The sequence below is a fragment of the Blautia sp. Marseille-P2398 genome (assembly GCF_964240315.1).
GTDB lineage: Bacteria > Bacillota > Clostridia > Lachnospirales > Lachnospiraceae > Blautia_A > Blautia_A wexlerae.
In genome coordinates this window covers 15,069-31,392 of record NZ_CAXSTD010000007.1, presented here as the reverse complement: position 1 = coordinate 31,392, position 16,324 = coordinate 15,069, and the positions used below count along the sequence as shown (strand labels likewise).

Below are 16,324 nucleotides of genomic sequence, written 5' to 3'. Positions count from 1 at the left end.
ATCTCCGTTTCTGAACTCAGAAATGAAAATCTGCCAACTTAACTTATGATACTAACGGCAATATATAATTCACCCAAAAGCATGACATAGGCATGATCAGCACCATCGCCGGTATCATGTCCGCAGTTGGGAAGTTCTTCAGCTTCACCATACGAAAACCGGTTGCAAGCATCAGAAACCCGCCACAGGCTTTAAAGTCATTGATCATGCCCGGCGTAGTCAGCGGAAAAATCGCCGTTGCTGCAAAGAACAGGATCAGGAAAATAATCACCTGCGGAATGGCGATCATACACACTACCATTCCCAGGCTGCAGGCAAAAATAGCTGCTGTAAATAAATCCAGAATAGATTTGGAGATCAGCACTGAATGATCCCCGCTCATTCCGGATACGATAGAGCCATAGATTCCTGTTCCGCTTGCACAGAATAATACGATGATCGTCACCAGTGTATTCATAAACTCATCCTCAGAAAGCTCTGAATTTGAATTCTTGATAAATTTGCCGATCACACGCTGCATAACACCGGCACCGGCATTGATCCTTTCTCCAAGATGAATCGCAAGTCCGATTCCCGTACCGATCACAACAGAAAAAATAACCGCCGGCATATTTTCCATCAGACCGATGGTGCTGATTCCCATTCCCATAGAACATACCCCGAATACAAGGGTAATATCCTCTTTGAATTTCGGACTTAATTTGTGCCCCACAAAAGCACCCAGGATTCCGCCTATAACTATGGATAATGCATTGATAATTATTCCAATAGGCATAACCTTTTTCTCCCTCCTTTATCTTTTTTCTTCTTCGTAAATATTATACCCATCTCTGCCATTCTGTTTTGTCTTATATAATGCAGTATCTGCATTTTTATACAGATCAAGATATCCTGTTCCATGTTCCGGAGCAAATGCCATTCCGGCACTAATGGTAATATTCTTTCCATTCATTTCCGGAAATGTTAATTCTTTAACTTTTTTTATCAAACTTTCGATTCTGGAAACAGCCACTTCTCTGCTGTCCGTTTTTCTCATAAATACTACAAATTCATCACCACCAATCCTGCCAACAATATCTCCTTCACGAAAATGTTCATGAAGCACTTCACCAAATTTGTGCAGGACTTTGTCCCCTGTAATGTGTCCATATATATCATTTACTTCCTTAAAATGATCCACATCCATGATCACAAAAGTTCCCGGTTCCTGCGGGTGTTCCTGCAGAACATTATGGATCCGTTCTTCTGTACTTCTCTTATTGTACGCGCTGGTCAGTGCATCTGTCTCGGCTGCCTGAATAAGCTGTTTATCCTTTGATCTGTTCTTAACAAATCCCCAAAGGAACAACATGCTTACCATAACACAAAACCCGATTGTAAAAATCAGTTCATATCTTCGTACAAAGTTATAAGATTTCTGCGCTTCAGAAACAGGGATAACATAACAAATCATCCAGTCATTCAATCCCATATCTGTATAGGCCAGATAACGGTCTGAATTATAATCATTTCCAATTCTTATTTTCACCAGTCCATCGGCACCCACTGTAAAATCTTTTTTCACTTCTGTCAGGGACGAATCAAAAATAAGTGTCTGATCATCATAAAATCCAAAGAAGTTATCGCCATATTCAATCTCATGATAGGCAAAATCACCATCATACGCAATAATCTCACCATCACTGGTAGTAATCAGTGTATATCCTACATCTTCAAAGAAATCGTTAAACAGCATACGGCTTAATGCAGTTACGTTATAAGAACCACCCAGAACTCCTATCACTTTTCCGTTTTTCCAGACCGGTACGCCCAGAATTACACGGGTTTCTTTATCTACGCTGCTCTCCAGTGGATCGCTTAGTGTTTCTTTTCCCTCCATTCCTTCCTTAAAATATCTCCTCGAAGATACATTCTTCTCTGCTCCGTTATCATAATGAGCCGTACCATCTGCTTCAATCAGTGCTGTACGCTCTAAAGCAGTTTCCTCTTCAAGTGATATTAACATTTCCATATTTTCATCCGACACAAGTTCTTCGGATTTTCCAATCTCTTTTGCTATACCCCTCAGATATCCATAATGAATATCCAAAATTGCTTTAATATGTTCACTCTGTCTGGAAACATTCGTCTTAATTACTTTCTGCGAGTTACGCTCAATAGAATTCTGCGTGCATACCAGAAATATGCCCAGACTTACTGCTACCGCACACACAAATATAAGAGCAGCAGCTACATACTCCGTGATTTCATTTTTCTTTCTCATAAACATCTCCTTTCACCCCACATTTTTCTGTTTGTCTTTTGTTGGGTTACATTATACACACACTTTCCCGAAACTGCGGTCAAAATACTTTCACTGTTAATCCTCTGTAACAGATTTGTGTAATACATATATCTGTCGCTTAAACCTTCAGGACAATTTTAATATATCAAATCGAACTGTGAAAATCCAGATAAATCGTCAAATTTTCGTCAAAAAAAGACAGACTCTCTATTTTCTTTCAAGATATCTGTCTTTTTAATCATATACATTACATTGGTTCTAAAGTGTGTTTAAACTTTACGCAAGATATGCGTCACATTTTATGGGAGATTTTTTCAAACCCACACTGGTATGCCAGATGATCAGATCAGCTTAACAATATCGTTATACATAACAAATACCATCAGCGCCATCAACAGCATCAGCCCTGCGAAATGGATGCCGCCCTCCACCTGTCTGTTAATCGGTTTTCTGCGGATTGCCTCTATGACAAGGAATACCAGCCGTCCACCGTCCAGTGCCGGAAACGGAAGGAGGTTCATAACTCCAAGGTTTGCAGAGAGCAGAACTGCCAGATTAAGCATATTCATCCACAGGATCATGGTTCCTTCGCTTTTGCTTTCCTCATACGTAGTTCCGATTGCATCCACAATTCCGACCGGACCACTCAGATCTTTCATTCCAAGCTTTCCGCTGACCAGCTCTTTCAGGCTGAGAATCGTTGTACGTACCATATATTTTACTTCTACGGCACCATATTTGACTACATTCAGCCCTTTTGCTTTTTCAGAATACATATTGTAGGTAAATCCTGATTCTGCCGTACGGTATTCTTTTGGTGTAACCGTAATATCATATTCCTGTCCGTCCCTGGAATAGGTAATCTTTACAGACTTTTCTGTCAGCGGATTCTCCTGAATATATTTCTGGTAATCTGCTGCATTTGTAATCTTCACTCCATTAATGGATGTGATCACATCTCCCTGCTGAATCCCTGCTTCCTGCAACGGCATTCCATCCATTACAGATTCCACTGTCATGGCAGAAGTATCATCCCCGTTGAAATTGCAGCCCAGAAGGTATCTCACATTTGTATCCGACTTATAGGAAATGTCCATCTTCTTTCCATCACGCTTAACAGTCAGGTTAATGGTATCTCCCTCTTTCAGCTGGTTCAGATAGGAATATACATAGAGATCTTTTCCCAGATCAATGTGATATCCCTGATAACCGGTAATAATATCTCCCTCTTTCAGTCCTGCCGCCTCAGCCGCAGAACCTTCCTTTACGGAAAGAACTCTGGATGGTTCATATCCTACAGCACCTACAATGATCACAGACAATACAAATGCCATGATAAAGTTAAATACCGGTCCTGCGGCAACTACAGAAATCCTGCCCCACACAGACGCACTGTTAAAAGTTCCCGGTTCATTCTCTATGTCCGTATCCTCCCCCAGCATGGCACAGGAGCCACCGATAGGAAGAAGTTTCAGTGAATATCTGGTATCTCCTTTCTCAAAACTGTAAAGTCTTGGTCCCATTCCCAAAGAGAATTCTGTGACCACGATCTTATTCAGCTTTGCAAAAAGAAAATGTCCCAGCTCATGAAAGAGAATGATTGCACTGAATATGACAATTGCAATAATAATTTTCAATCTACCACCTGCTTTCAATCCAACGATAAGTTTCTTTCTCAATCTCCAGAATCTGATCCAGGTCCGGATCCTTTACTGCTGTATGTCTGCTCATAGACTGCCCGATAATCTCGTAAATATCCAGAAAGCTGATTTTTTTCTGAAGGAATTTGCGGACTGCCAGCTCATTTGCAGCATTAAAAACGGTTGGCATACTGCCGCCTGCCCTTGCCGCTTCCACCGCCATTGGAAGACCTTTAAAAGTTTTCCTGTCCGGCTCCTCAAAGGTGATCTGCTTCAACATATGAAAATCCAGTCTGTCGCCTTTTAAAAATCTTCTGTCCGGGTAGCATAATGCATACTGTATCGGAAGTCTCATATCCGGTGTTCCAAGCTGTGCCATCACTGCACCGTCCTCGAATTCCACCATAGAGTGGATAATACTCTGCGGCTGAACCACAACCTGAATATGATCCAGATCTACATCAAAAAGCCATCTGGCTTCCATAACTTCCAGACCTTTATTTACCAGAGTTGCAGAATCCACTGTAATCTTCTGTCCCATTACCCAGTTCGGATGCTTCAGCGTATCCTCCAGAGTCACCTTCTCCAGATCTGCTGTTTTCTTTCCGCGGAAAGGACCGCCGGATGCAGTGATGAGCAGTTTATGTATCTGCTCTCTTTTCTCTCCATGAAGTGCCTGGAAAATAGCACTGTGCTCGCTGTCTACAGGCAGGATCTGCACACCGAACTGCTTTGCCAACGGCATGATCAGATGTCCGGCTGTTACCAGTGTTTCCTTATTTGCCAGAGCAATATCCTTACCTGCAAGGATTGCTTCCATAGTTGGTCTGATTCCTATCATTCCTACGATAGCGGTCACCAGAATGTCTGATTCTTCCATTCTGGCAAGTTCGATAAGACCACCCATCTGGCTTACGATTTTTACATCCAGATCCTGCACACGTACTGCCAGATCTCTGGCTGCCTCTTCTTTCCAGACTGCAACAAGTCTGGGATGAAATTCACGTATCTGCTTCTCCAGCATTTCTACATTGCTGCCTGCTGCAAGACCAACTACTTCCAGGTCATCATTTGCACGTACCACATCCAGTGTCTGTGTTCCGATCGAACCTGTAGAACCTAAGACTGCTACTTTTTTCATCTTGTACCTCATTTCAATACTTATACAACAATTTTATAAAATTACTTCTGACCTGACAGTTCTCATATCAGAAAATACTGTAAACATGTATATCAGAAGAATATATGCTCCGTTAGAGCGCGTCTGAAAAAGGCTTTCTGCAAGATGTGCGTCACAATTTGTGGGATATTTTGCCCGGATGAGGGCGCCGTAGCGGGCTACGGCAACTGAATTCGGGTGAAATATCCCGCAAAGTGGGGCGTGCAGATTGCGGGAATGATTTTTCAGACACGCTCTAGATCTCAATCATCACAAGAGAAAGGAAATAAATAACCGGTGCTGTGAAGATCACACTGTCGAATCTGTCAAGGATTCCTCCATGTCCCGGAATTAATTTTCCATAATCTTTAATCCCCTGATTTCTCTTGATCGCAGATGCAGCCAGATCGCCTACCATGGAGATCAGCGCTCCGATTGCACAGATCACAGCATATTCCAGCATCGGTCCCTGAGTGGCTGCTGCATAGATCACACCAAGAAGTGCAGCTCCTGCCACACCACCCACAGCTCCCTCCACAGATTTCTTAGGGCTGAGGACAGGTGCCATTTTATGTTTACCGATCAGCATTCCCACACAATATGCGCAGGTATCACATCCCCATGAGCACAGAAAGATCAGCCATACGTGGAACTTTCCACCGGGAAGCTCTCTGGTAAGATAAATAAACGACAGCATAACTGCCACATACACAATACCAAACAGTGCAGGCATTACCTGCCCTGCCTCATAGGTTGGATAAGTGAACACGTATACAAACATGAGCAGCACAAGTCCGAAAATGATTGCCAGCACTCCATACCTCTCAAAATCAAGCAGTACTGCCAGATAATATAATACTGCGCCTAAATAGCCTGCTGCTGCCAGCAGATTTATCTTCTCATCCTGCACCTTCATTGCTCTGTACAATTCTCTCATTCCAATGAGAGAAACCGCAAGAAGTGTGAAAAACAGCACATAATCACCGCTGATGATAGTAGCAAGCGCAATAATCACAAGCAGGATTCCGCTTAAGAGTCTTGTCTTAAACATTCTTTACTCCTCCTTAACTCCGCCGTATCTTCTGTCTCTCTGATTATATTTCTCAATAGCCTTAATCAACTCTGCTTTATTAAAATCCGGCCATGCCACATCTGTGAAATAAAATTCTGTATAAGCCATCTGCCATAACAGAAAATTGGAAAGTCTCAATTCACCGCTTGTGCGGATCATCAGATCCGGATCAGGGATTCCTGCCGTATCCAGGTAATTGTCAAAAACATGCTCATCAATTTCTTCCGGCTTTACTTTTCCATCTGCAGCATCCTGAGCAAGTTTGCGGATACCTCTTATGATCTCATCTCTGCTGCCGTAGTTTAATGCAATCTGGAAATAGATTTCATCATATTTCTGAGAATATTGTTCCAGACGTGCAATACTTTCCTGAATATCCTGATCAAATGCCGAAACCTCTCCGATCACCCGGACACGCATTTTGTTCTTATCTGCCAGTTTAATACATTTTTTCAGATAACTTCGGAACAGTTTCATCAGACCGTCCACCTCATCTTTGGAACGTTTCCAGTTCTCTGTGGAAAAAGCATATACAGTCACATATTTAACTCCCAGCTCCTTCATATAGTCACAGACTGTTTCCAGATTTGCACAGCCCTTCACATGTCCGTAGCTTCTGGGCATTCCCTTTGCCTTCGCCCAGCGTCCATTACCATCCAGAATAATGGCAATATGATTTGGTACATTCATACTCTTGTTTCCTTTTCTTATCCTGTTATTCCTTTAACCTTACTGTCTCATCATAATGAACCGCAGTTTCCGGTCCATTATCTCATTCAGATAAAAAGAGAGCCCGCATTCATGGAGCTCTCCTTTTCGTTTCCCTTATACGGTCATGATTTCTTTGCTCTTTGCATCCACTGCCGCATCAACTTCTTTGATATATTTATCTGTGCTCTTCTGGATTTTCTCCTCAAGTTCTTTGATCTCATCCTCAGATACATCCTGTTTTGCAAGTTTCTTAAATGCATCATTTGCATCACGACGAATGTTGCGGACTGCTACTTTGGCTGCTTCGCCTTTTTTCTTGACATCTTTAACCAGTTCCTTACGGCGTTCCTCTGTAAGTTCCGGGAATACAAGGCGGATTACTTTACCATCGTTGCTTGGATTTAATCCAAGGTCAGAGGTAAGGATTGCTTTCTCAATTCCTTTGATCAGGCTGCTTTCCCATGGCTGGATCTGGATCATACGAGCTTCCGGGACAGTGATATTTGCCACCTGCTGAAGAGGTGTCGGAGCTCCGTAATAATCTACGGCGAGTTTGTCAAGGATATGCGGGTTCGCACGTCCTGCACGAATTGTAACCAGTTCGCTCTCAAGGCTTGCCAATGTCTTTTTCATCTTCTCTTCATATTTCTGAATTCTCTCATCCATTAGGTTCGTCTCCCTCTTTTTATAGTTTTTATATTACACTTTCTCTGTAAACTGACTTATAAGCCTTACTTATACAGTAACCTTAGTTCCGACAAATTTGCCATGTACTGCATTGATGATGCTGTCTTTTTCATCCAGTGCAAATACCAGCATCGGCATCTTCTGTTCCATACACATGATCGATGCTGTCAGATCCATAGCTGCCAGTTTCTTTGCAACTACTTCTTCAATGGAAATTTCATCATATTTTACTGCATTCGGGTTTGTCTTCGGATCACTGTCATAAATTCCGTCAACAGCTTTTGCAAGAAGGATTGCTTCTGCTTCGATTTCTACTGCGCGAAGTACAGTGGCTGTATCTGTGGAGAAGTAAGGATGTCCTGTACCGCCTGCAAAGAATACGATCTTGCCCTGTGCAAAGCTTGCTTCCACTGCATCCTTAGAGTAAAGGCTTGTAAATGCACCGCATACAAATGGTGTAAAGATTTCTGTCTTTAATCCAAGGTATCTGCAGATATCAGATACATAAATACAGTTCATAACTGTTGCAAGCATACCAATCTGATCAGCCTTATTCCTGTCGATAGTCTCACTGGTGCGTCCTCTCCAGAAATTACCTCCGCCGATCACGATGCCGATTTCCAGTCCTTCCTCAGCAATTGTCCTGATCTGCTTTGCAACTTCAATAACAGTCGCCTCGTCAAATCCGGTCTTCTTCTCACCGGCAAGGGCTTCACCGCTTAATTTTAATAATACACGTTTCATAGTAACTGTCTCCTGAAATTAATTTTATCGCAGGTAACAGAGGATCGGAATACCTCCTCTGTTACATTCGTAGTTCTATTCTACCATATTCCGGCAACAATTTCATTACCATTTTCATCAACTGTTGTAGAAACTGTGAAATTGCTGTAATAATGGAATCCTGTTTTACCTGTCTCAGGATCATCCTCATAGCTGCTGCCCTGTGGAGAACCGCATGCGCCTTCCAGTGCATCCAGAGACTGACCGATATACTGTTCTGCTGTGGAAATCATATCGCCGCCATTTCCCGGATCATCGTTACTGCCCGGATCATCATTAGTACCCGGATCGTCTGAGTTTCCCCCATTGCCCGGATCATCTGAACTATCCCCGGTTCCATTGCCACTGTTATTATTCTGATCAGAACTGTTGTTACTATCTGTGGAATCAGAATCATCTGCAGAATTCTTATCACTGTCGTCTGTGGAATCTGATTCAGACTCACTGTCATCTGTAATTCCAAGACGTTCCTTTACCGCATCAAGCGTGGATACTTCTTTTGTTGATGTACCTGTCAGATATTTTGCATATGGGATCGCATCATCATCTGTGCCATCCATACATAACGTAATCTGCGAAATTGTTCCAAGCGGAATATCGCGGAAAAAGCATTCATTCGTGTCCTCATCAGTATATGCAATACGGATATCATAGGAAGCTGTACTCTTGTTGGATGTTGTCTGCGTATCTGATGTCTGTGTATCTGATGTCTGTGTACCTGATGTCTGTGTATCTGATGTCTGTGTACCTGATGTCTGTGTACCTGATGTCTGTGTATTTGCAGTCTGCATATAATATAGTGCCTTGTCCTTATCTGTCAGGGTAAACATTCCATTGATGAGATCATCTCCCCATCCTCCATCCTCGTCTGCATCATAATCCTCACTGTCTTCATCCACATGAGTCCGGATATAGAGTGACTGGATGTCATCCCCTGTATTATTTACAAACACAATCTTAGATGCTGTGGAAGTTTTCTCCCCCATTACATTCTTTATGTCTTCATCTGCTGTCTGCTGCATATCCACCATATCGACTGCCTTGGTTACTTCAGGAGTCGGGGTAGCTGTTACCTCTACAGGTGCTGTCTCTGTTGTCTTTTTCTTACCACATCCGGCAGCTGCCACTGTCATTACCAACAGACCTGCCAGTATTAAATAACGTTTCTTCATAATATATTCCCTCCTGCTATATGGAATATCTTTTTTCTTTTTAACAATGTCATTTTTTCAATTCCCTATTATTGCAGAGTATCGAAAACTTGTCAACTAAGCCTCTGCCGATTTCATACAATTTTAAGACTTTCAGATTTTTAAAATCTCTGCCTGCGGACGCATTCTTATGAAAAAATCACATTTTTCCTACTTCATATTATTGCACAAAAGGAAACGCTCACTGTAATCAGCGGATACTCACCAGAAAGGATGTTACTGTGACTTTCACTCGCAAAAAACACCTCGCGGAATATTACCAGTGAACAGTAACGAAAGGACTACCATGTTGCTCTGGCAGTCCTTTCTCATCTCTTTGTGGTCATATTTAATATATTTCTATTCTGCCAGCTTCATCAGAAGTTCCACGCATTCTTCCTCTGATAAAACCGAAGTATTCAGGCAGATATCATAATTTTCCATTTTTCCCCATTCATGTCCTGTATAAAAGTTATAATAATCTCTTCTCTGACGGTCTTTATATGCAATCCTGTCAAGTGCTTCCTCCTGAGAAATATGCTTATTTTTCTTAATCCGTTTAATACGGTCTTCCATATCAGATGCATAAATATACACGCGAAGCAGCTGATTATCATCCTTCAGAATCTGGTCTGCACATCTTCCCACAAAAATGCATGGACCTTCCTGTGCCAGGCGCTTCACTGTCTCTTTCTGCGCATGAAACATCTTCTCCGGAATCGTCAGGCGTTTTTTATCCTGCGATTCTTCTGACATCATTACTCCGATTGCATAAAGAAGACTGGTCTTGCCTTTAAATTCATTGATGATTTCCTGACTGATTCCATGCCTCTCTGCTTCCTTCGGCAAAAATTTACTGTCGTAACAGGGAACTCCCATTTTTTCTGAAAGCAAAGCTGCAATATATCTTCCACCGCTTCCATACTGTCTGCTGATCGTGATTGTTTTCATAGGGCACCACTCCTTTCAGCTCATCTGCCTGAAAATGAATTGTTATTTTTTTATCTATATGATAGATTATAAGAATTTTCGAATATTTTTGCAATATCCATTAATTTTTTCATAACATTTCACAATTTTGAGCCAAAGGATTTAGTAATATTATCAATATAGATTCTTAACCTTAAATTCACGCTCTGCTTCTCTTCTCTGGTCTTTCTTTGCGATATCCTGTCTCTTGTCATAAAGTTTCTTGCCTCGAGCCATTCCAATTTCCACTTTTACCAGACTGTCTTTGAAATAAACTTTCAGAGGTACTAAAGTTAACCCTTTTTCTTTGAGCTTTGCTTCAATCTTATTGATCTCATATCTGTGAAGCAGAAGCTTACGGATTCTCAACGGGTCTTTGTTGAAAATATTGCCTTTTTCATAAGGGCTGATATGCATTCCGTAGATGTAAACCTCTCCGTTCTCTACACGGATAAAGGATTCCTTGATGCTGCATTTGCCCATACGCAGGGATTTTACTTCTGTTCCTGCAAGGGCAATACCGGCTTCATAAGTATCTTCTATAAAATAATCATGAAATGCCTTTTTATTATTGGCAATCAGCTTCATTCCTTTTTTCTTTGCCATAATATCCTCCAAGCCATTTTTATTTAATTCTCTTCTTCATCATTCCAGATATCAGCAACCAGCTCAAAATCTACTGTTTTGAGCATTTTATCTGCATCTGCCACACGGACACAGACTTTATCTCCCAATTTGTAGACTTTCTTTGTCATCTCTCCGCGGAGTTCGTAGGTTTCCTGGTCGAAGATATAGTAGTCATCCCGCAGAGTGTTGACATGTACCAGACCTTCTACTGTATTTGGGAGTTCTACGTAAAGCCCCCATCCGGTAACGCCTGAGATAATTCCCTCGAATTCCTCTCCCAGATGGTAGGACATATATTCTGCTTTCTTCAGCTTGTCTGATTCACGTTCTGCCTCATCTGCACGGCGTTCACATACACTGGACTGTCTCGCAACTTCATCAAGGATTTCAGCATAGTGTTCGGTTCTGCCTTCACGCATCAGTCTGCCTCGTAAGTTATCCTTAATGATCCTGTGGATCTGCAGATCAGGGTATCTTCTGATCGGAGATGTAAAATGGCAGTAATATTTTGCTGCCAGTCCAAAGTGACCGCTGCATTCTGTTGTATATTTCGCCTGTTTCATGGAACGCAGCACCAGACGGCTGATCATTGCTTCATTCGGAAGCCCTTCGATACTTTCGATGATTTGCTGAATTTCTTTTGGAGTGATCTCTTCTTTTGCTTTCTGAATCTTCACACCCTGATTGTGAAGTAATGTCAGAAGACTCTCCACTTTCTCCGGATCCGGATTATCATGGGTTCTGTATACAAACGGAATCTCTTCTGTGCAGTATTCCTGTGCCACAGTCTCATTTGCCATCAGCATGAAATCTTCAATGATTTTGGTTGCCACATTTGCTTCATATGGCTTAACATCGATTGCTTTTCCTGCTGCATTAAGAATAATCTTGCTCTCCGGAAAATCAAAGTCAATGGAACCCCTGTGATGACGGCTGTTTCGTAAGATTCCGGACAGTTCTTTCATCATAAAGAACATCGGGATAAGTGCCTCATACCGTTTCTTTGCTTCTTCGTCTGTGTCCTCAAGAATATTCTTTACATCAGTATAGCACATTCTCTCATTTACGTTAATCACTGTTTCCGCGATCTGATGGGAAACTACCTTACCCTTTTCGTTAATGTCCATCAGGCAGCTCAACGCCAGTCTGTCCTCTCCCTGATTCAGAGAACAGATTCCATTGGAAAGACGTTCCGGCAACATTGGCACAACGCGGTCTGCCAGATAAACACTGGTTCCACGTTTCAGTGCTTCCCTGTCCAGAGCACTGTTGTACTGTACATAGTTGCTTACATCTGCGATATGGACTCCCAGATGGTAAATGTCCCCCTCTTTTGTCAGGGAAATCGCATCATCCAGGTCTTTGGCATCTTCGCCATCAATAGTGACTGTCTGCAGATGTCTCAGATCCAGTCTTCCATCTCTGTCTGCATCCAGCACATGATCCGGAACACGCTGAGCCTGCTTCATTACTTTCTCAGGAAATTCACTTGGGATTCCGAAGCTCTTGACGATTGCCAGGATATCTGTACCCGGTGTTCGGATATTTCCCAGATTCTCCTTAATTTTTCCTTCAGGATTCTTATTTCCGGAGCCATAATCTGTAATCACCACGATTACTTTATCACCATTTTTTATTCCTGCCGCTTCTTTTCTCGGAATGAAGATATCTTTGGAAAATTTCGGATTATCACTGATCACAAAACCGAAATCCCGATTTAACTGATAAGTTCCTACAATTTCAGGCATACCACGCTCCAGAACCTTCACAACTACGCCTTCCTGGCGTTTTCCCTCTTTTTTGTCATTTCTGATGATGATCCTTACTTTATCCTGATGCATAGCTGTTCCTGTATCACTTTCAGGAATAAAGATATCCTCATCCTGCCCTTCAATTTCTACGAAGCCGAAACCTTTGGGATGTCCGATGAAGGTTCCCTCAGCCTGGATTCCCTCCGGCTGCTCTTTTTTATTTTTATCTTTTTTATTTTTATCTTTCTTCTTTCTGCCATACTCTGATCCGTATTCTTCTCTTCGGTCATCGTAATAACGGTCATCTTTTTTCTTTTTCCATTTTCCTTTGACCTTTTCATATCTGCCCTTGCGGTCTACAGATACCTTTCCTTCCTCGCAAAGTTCGTCCAGAACATCATACAGCTCTCTTTTCTCTTCTTTTGAAAGTCTCAGAAGAGAAGAAATCTCGCGGAGTCTCATTGGCTGATAAATAGGATCTCCCATCAGTTCCAGGATAAACTTTTTTCTTCTGTCCATATCTTTTTTACTCATATTACTCCTCACAGCCTCCGCAGAGGACTTTTATCTGATTCAGCTCTTTATGACACAAAAAACACTCTTGCACATAACAAGAGTGTTTCAAATTTCTTTTCTGATTAACCAAGCATATTTAATGCTACAGAAATTACAAAAAATAAAATTCCCATAATAGTGGTTGCCTTAACAAGTCCGCCCTCCATGGAACGACCTTTGTTCTTACCCCAGTATGTTTCTGCTGCTCCGGCGATAGCACCAAGTCCCTGCTGCTTACCTTCCTGCATAAGAACTACTACTGTAAGAGCGATGCAATCTATTATGAAAATGACACTCAGAATGATCTTAATAATCTGCACTTCGTTACACCTCCTAATCAACTGAGTTTCATTGTAACATAGCCGGATGGGGATTTCAACCACAATTCAGAGTTTTTGTCAGGTTTCTTAACAATTTTTTTCATTTTCTTTAAAAGGATTTTCATACACTGCCAGTTCTCCCAATGCCTCATGGATACGAAGAAGCTGATTATATTTGGCATTTCGGTCCGAACGGCAGGGTGCACCTGTCTTAATCTGGCCGGCACCTGTGGCAACTGCCAGATCTGCGATAAATGAATCTTCCGATTCTCCTGATCTGTGAGAAATTACTGTCCTGTATCCCGCTTTCTGTGCCATTTCCACTGCATCCAATGCTTCTGAAAGTGTTCCTATCTGGTTTAATTTTATCAGAATGGCATTTGCCGCTCCCAGTTTGATACCACATGCAAGACGTTTGATATTCGTGACAAACAGATCATCACCTACGAGCTGTATTTTGTCTCCCAGTCTTTTTGTCATCTGTTTCCAGCCTTCCCAGTCATCTTCCTCAAGTCCATCTTCAATGGAAACAATCGGGAACTTCTCTGCAAGTTTTTCATAATATTCTATCATCTCGCCGGAATCCCTGAGAACTTCTTCCCCTTTCATTTTTCCTTCTCCGGGGAAAACATAAACGCCTCTTTCTTCATCGTACAGTTCACTTGCCGCAGCATCAATTGCAATGCTGATATCCTTTCCGGGTTCATACCCTGCCTTTTTTACTGCTTCCAGAATCACTTCCAGGACGCTTTCTGAATCGGAAAGATCCGGTGCGAAACCTCCCTCATCTCCGACTGCTGTTGACAGACCTTTTTGTTTCAGGATAATTCTGAGAAACTGGTATACTTCCGCACACATTCGAATCGCCTGCTCCATATTTTCCGCTCCCGTCGGCATAATCATGAATTCCTGTAAATCCACCGTATTGTCAGCGTGACGTCCCCCATTTAAGATATTCATCATCGGTACAGGCATCTGTCTGGTATGGCAGCCGCCAAGATACTGATATAAAGGAACGCGAAGAGCTGCTGCTGCCGCCCTTGCTACTGCCAGGGATACTCCCAGTGCCGCATTTGCCCCTACATTACTTTTATTGTCTGTGCCGTCTGTTTCTATGATTTTTTTATCAATATAGGACTGATCCAGAGCATTTTCTCCAAGAATTGCTTCTGCCAGCTTTGTATTTACATTCTCCACTGCTTTGCGGACACCAAGTCCGGTGTAGCAACCTTTTTCTCCGTCACGAAGCTCCACTGCCTCGAACTTTCCTGTAGAAGCTCCCGAAGGGACGATTGCCCTTCCCGTATATCCATTTATCCCGATCACACCTTCTCCTACTGTTACTTCTACTTCCACTGTAGGATTTCCTCTGGAATCAAGTACCTGTCTTGCATGAACCCTTCTTACAGGCAGATAACGTAACATATTAGAACCTCCTGATCATTTTAATAAACCGATAACTGTTCCATATTTTCACAGTTAAACCTCAAGTACAGCGTTTCGTAAATAACTATACCAATCGCGTAGGATGCGGATTCGAGTGTGCTGGTATAAAAACGCAGGCGTAGCGGGCTACGCTGAGGCTTTTAGACCTGTGCAATCGGATTCGCAGACAAGTGAGTGGTATAGTTATTTCGAAAACGATGTACTAGTCAAAATACGTCACTGAGAACGGCGTGAACAGTAACGTAATTTGACTTGTATATCTTTACAACCATATTTTTACCCAATATGGTTCCGGCTATGCATTGTCTATATCCATTATTATTTTCAGAATATTTTATCAATACAAATAATTTTAATATTATCTTTTAAATATTTTTGTAAATTTTCTATTTTCATTCTTGACATTTCATTCTTTATCTGTTATATTAAGTTCATAAAACAAAAGGGATTACGAAAAACAAAAAAGTAAAGGAGTGAGACCACCGAAAACATAATCTTTTCTTCATAATTTAAGAAAGCGAGGTACAGACCACCAGAATAGCAAAGTTTCAAATTCATGACTTATAAGAAAGGCAGGTACGGACCACCAAGAACTTAAGCTTTTAAATCCAACTAAGTTTTATAAGTAGTTCCTATCAAACAAGGAAGGTACAGTCCAATGGAAACCTAACGATTTATCTTATTTTGAACGTAACAGTTAAACATTCTAAAGAAGGTACGGTCCAATGGAAATTTAATGATTTACTTTATTTTTAAAGTGACATTCAATCAAAATAAGGAAGGTACAGTCCAATGAAACGTTAACGATTTACCCTATTATAAAACGTAACCGTTCATTTACATGAAGAAGGTACAGTCCAATGAAAACTTAACGATTTACCCTATGAAACTATAAAAGGAAGGTACAGACCAATGGGACAGTAAGTTGAACCGTTAATTTCATAATTCAAATTCATACAATTTCATAATTTATTTTACAGAAAGTGAGGTATCATCCCTTGGATACAGAATCTTAACAGGAGCCACGATGAAATATAAATCTGTGGCTCTTTTATTTGTCATTCAGCTTCTATAGTTCCCCTCTTTCTCATATATTAAACTAATATCATTCCATTCTGAGGTTAACACTC

General features: G+C 41.5%; 14 protein-coding genes and 2 pseudogenes. 1 reads left to right on the top strand and 15 read right to left on the bottom strand.

Translation table 11 applies throughout. The features are described 5' to 3' along the window. Positions 1–43: 43 nt before the first annotated feature. From ACESZG_RS09375 to ACESZG_RS09355, 5 genes and pseudogenes are all read right to left on the bottom strand, one after another. A complete protein-coding gene (locus ACESZG_RS09375) occupies positions 44–775 on the bottom strand; it encodes a DUF554 domain-containing protein (RefSeq protein WP_008707651.1) in 732 nt (243 codons plus the stop codon). A gap of 18 nt (positions 776–793) precedes the next feature. Then, positions 794–2,263, bottom strand: coding sequence for a sensor domain-containing diguanylate cyclase (locus tag ACESZG_RS09370; protein ID WP_173697047.1), 1,470 nt, complete (start codon positions 2,261–2,263; stop codon positions 794–796). 362 nt (positions 2,264–2,625) lie between these two features. After that, positions 2,626–3,921, bottom strand: a complete 1,296-nt coding sequence (gene rseP, locus ACESZG_RS09365) for an RIP metalloprotease RseP (RefSeq protein ID WP_008707652.1) — start codon at positions 3,919–3,921, stop codon at positions 2,626–2,628. Between the two features lies 1 nt (position 3,922). Next, a complete protein-coding gene (dxr, locus tag ACESZG_RS09360; protein WP_008707653.1) occupies positions 3,923–5,065 on the bottom strand; it encodes a 1-deoxy-D-xylulose-5-phosphate reductoisomerase in 1,143 nt (380 codons plus the stop codon). 33 nt (positions 5,066–5,098) lie between these two features. Further along, positions 5,099–5,272 (bottom strand): annotated as a pseudogene (locus ACESZG_RS09355) (DUF6783 domain-containing protein); the annotation flags it as partial. Here ACESZG_RS09355 and ACESZG_RS09350 point away from each other — a divergent pair. Continuing rightward, positions 5,210–5,377: pseudogene (locus ACESZG_RS09350) on the top strand (DUF6783 domain-containing protein). The pseudogenes ACESZG_RS09355 and ACESZG_RS09350 overlap by 63 nt on opposite strands. On the opposite strand, the gene ACESZG_RS09345 reads toward ACESZG_RS09350, so the two are convergent. The 10 genes from ACESZG_RS09345 to eno form a co-directional block, all read right to left on the bottom strand. Next, positions 5,340–6,134 carry a phosphatidate cytidylyltransferase gene (locus ACESZG_RS09345; RefSeq protein WP_008707654.1) on the bottom strand — a complete coding sequence of 265 codons (795 nt, stop codon included), beginning with the start codon at positions 6,132–6,134 and terminating at the stop codon, positions 5,340–5,342. The pseudogene ACESZG_RS09350 and the gene ACESZG_RS09345 overlap by 38 nt on opposite strands. Positions 6,135–6,137: 3 nt before the next feature. Next, on the bottom strand, positions 6,138–6,866 hold the full coding sequence (locus tag ACESZG_RS09340) for an isoprenyl transferase (RefSeq protein ID WP_287638547.1): 729 nt from the start codon (positions 6,864–6,866) through the stop codon (positions 6,138–6,140). 114 nt (positions 6,867–6,980) lie between these two features. After that, the gene (gene frr / locus ACESZG_RS09335; protein ID WP_008707656.1) at positions 6,981–7,532 is read right to left on the bottom strand and encodes a ribosome recycling factor; all 552 of its coding nucleotides are present in this window, start codon (positions 7,530–7,532) and stop codon (positions 6,981–6,983) included. Positions 7,533–7,601: 69 nt separating this feature from the next. Beyond that, positions 7,602–8,297, bottom strand: a complete 696-nt coding sequence (pyrH, locus tag ACESZG_RS09330; RefSeq protein WP_008707658.1) for a UMP kinase — start codon at positions 8,295–8,297, stop codon at positions 7,602–7,604. 80 nt (positions 8,298–8,377) lie between these two features. Further along, entirely contained in the window at positions 8,378–9,508 is a 1,131-nt protein-coding gene (locus ACESZG_RS09325; RefSeq protein ID WP_008707661.1) for a hypothetical protein, read from the bottom strand. 378 nt (positions 9,509–9,886) lie between these two features. Beyond that, the gene (locus tag ACESZG_RS09320; RefSeq protein WP_008707663.1) at positions 9,887–10,477 is read right to left on the bottom strand and encodes an AAA family ATPase; all 591 of its coding nucleotides are present in this window, start codon (positions 10,475–10,477) and stop codon (positions 9,887–9,889) included. A gap of 153 nt (positions 10,478–10,630) precedes the next feature. Beyond that, complete coding sequence (smpB, locus tag ACESZG_RS09315; protein ID WP_020993664.1) at positions 10,631–11,101, bottom strand: SsrA-binding protein SmpB; 471 nt, start codon at positions 11,099–11,101, stop codon at positions 10,631–10,633. Positions 11,102–11,124: 23 nt separating this feature from the next. Beyond that, entirely contained in the window at positions 11,125–13,407 is a 2,283-nt protein-coding gene (rnr, locus tag ACESZG_RS09310) for a ribonuclease R (RefSeq protein WP_020993663.1), read from the bottom strand. A gap of 104 nt (positions 13,408–13,511) precedes the next feature. Then, positions 13,512–13,748 (bottom strand): preprotein translocase subunit SecG, encoded by a 237-nt coding sequence (gene secG / locus ACESZG_RS09305; RefSeq protein WP_008707669.1) that lies wholly within the window; start codon positions 13,746–13,748, stop codon positions 13,512–13,514. A gap of 87 nt (positions 13,749–13,835) precedes the next feature. After that, on the bottom strand, positions 13,836–15,173 hold the full coding sequence (eno, locus tag ACESZG_RS09300; RefSeq protein ID WP_195284814.1) for a phosphopyruvate hydratase: 1,338 nt from the start codon (positions 15,171–15,173) through the stop codon (positions 13,836–13,838). Positions 15,174–16,324 lie beyond the last annotated feature (1,151 nt).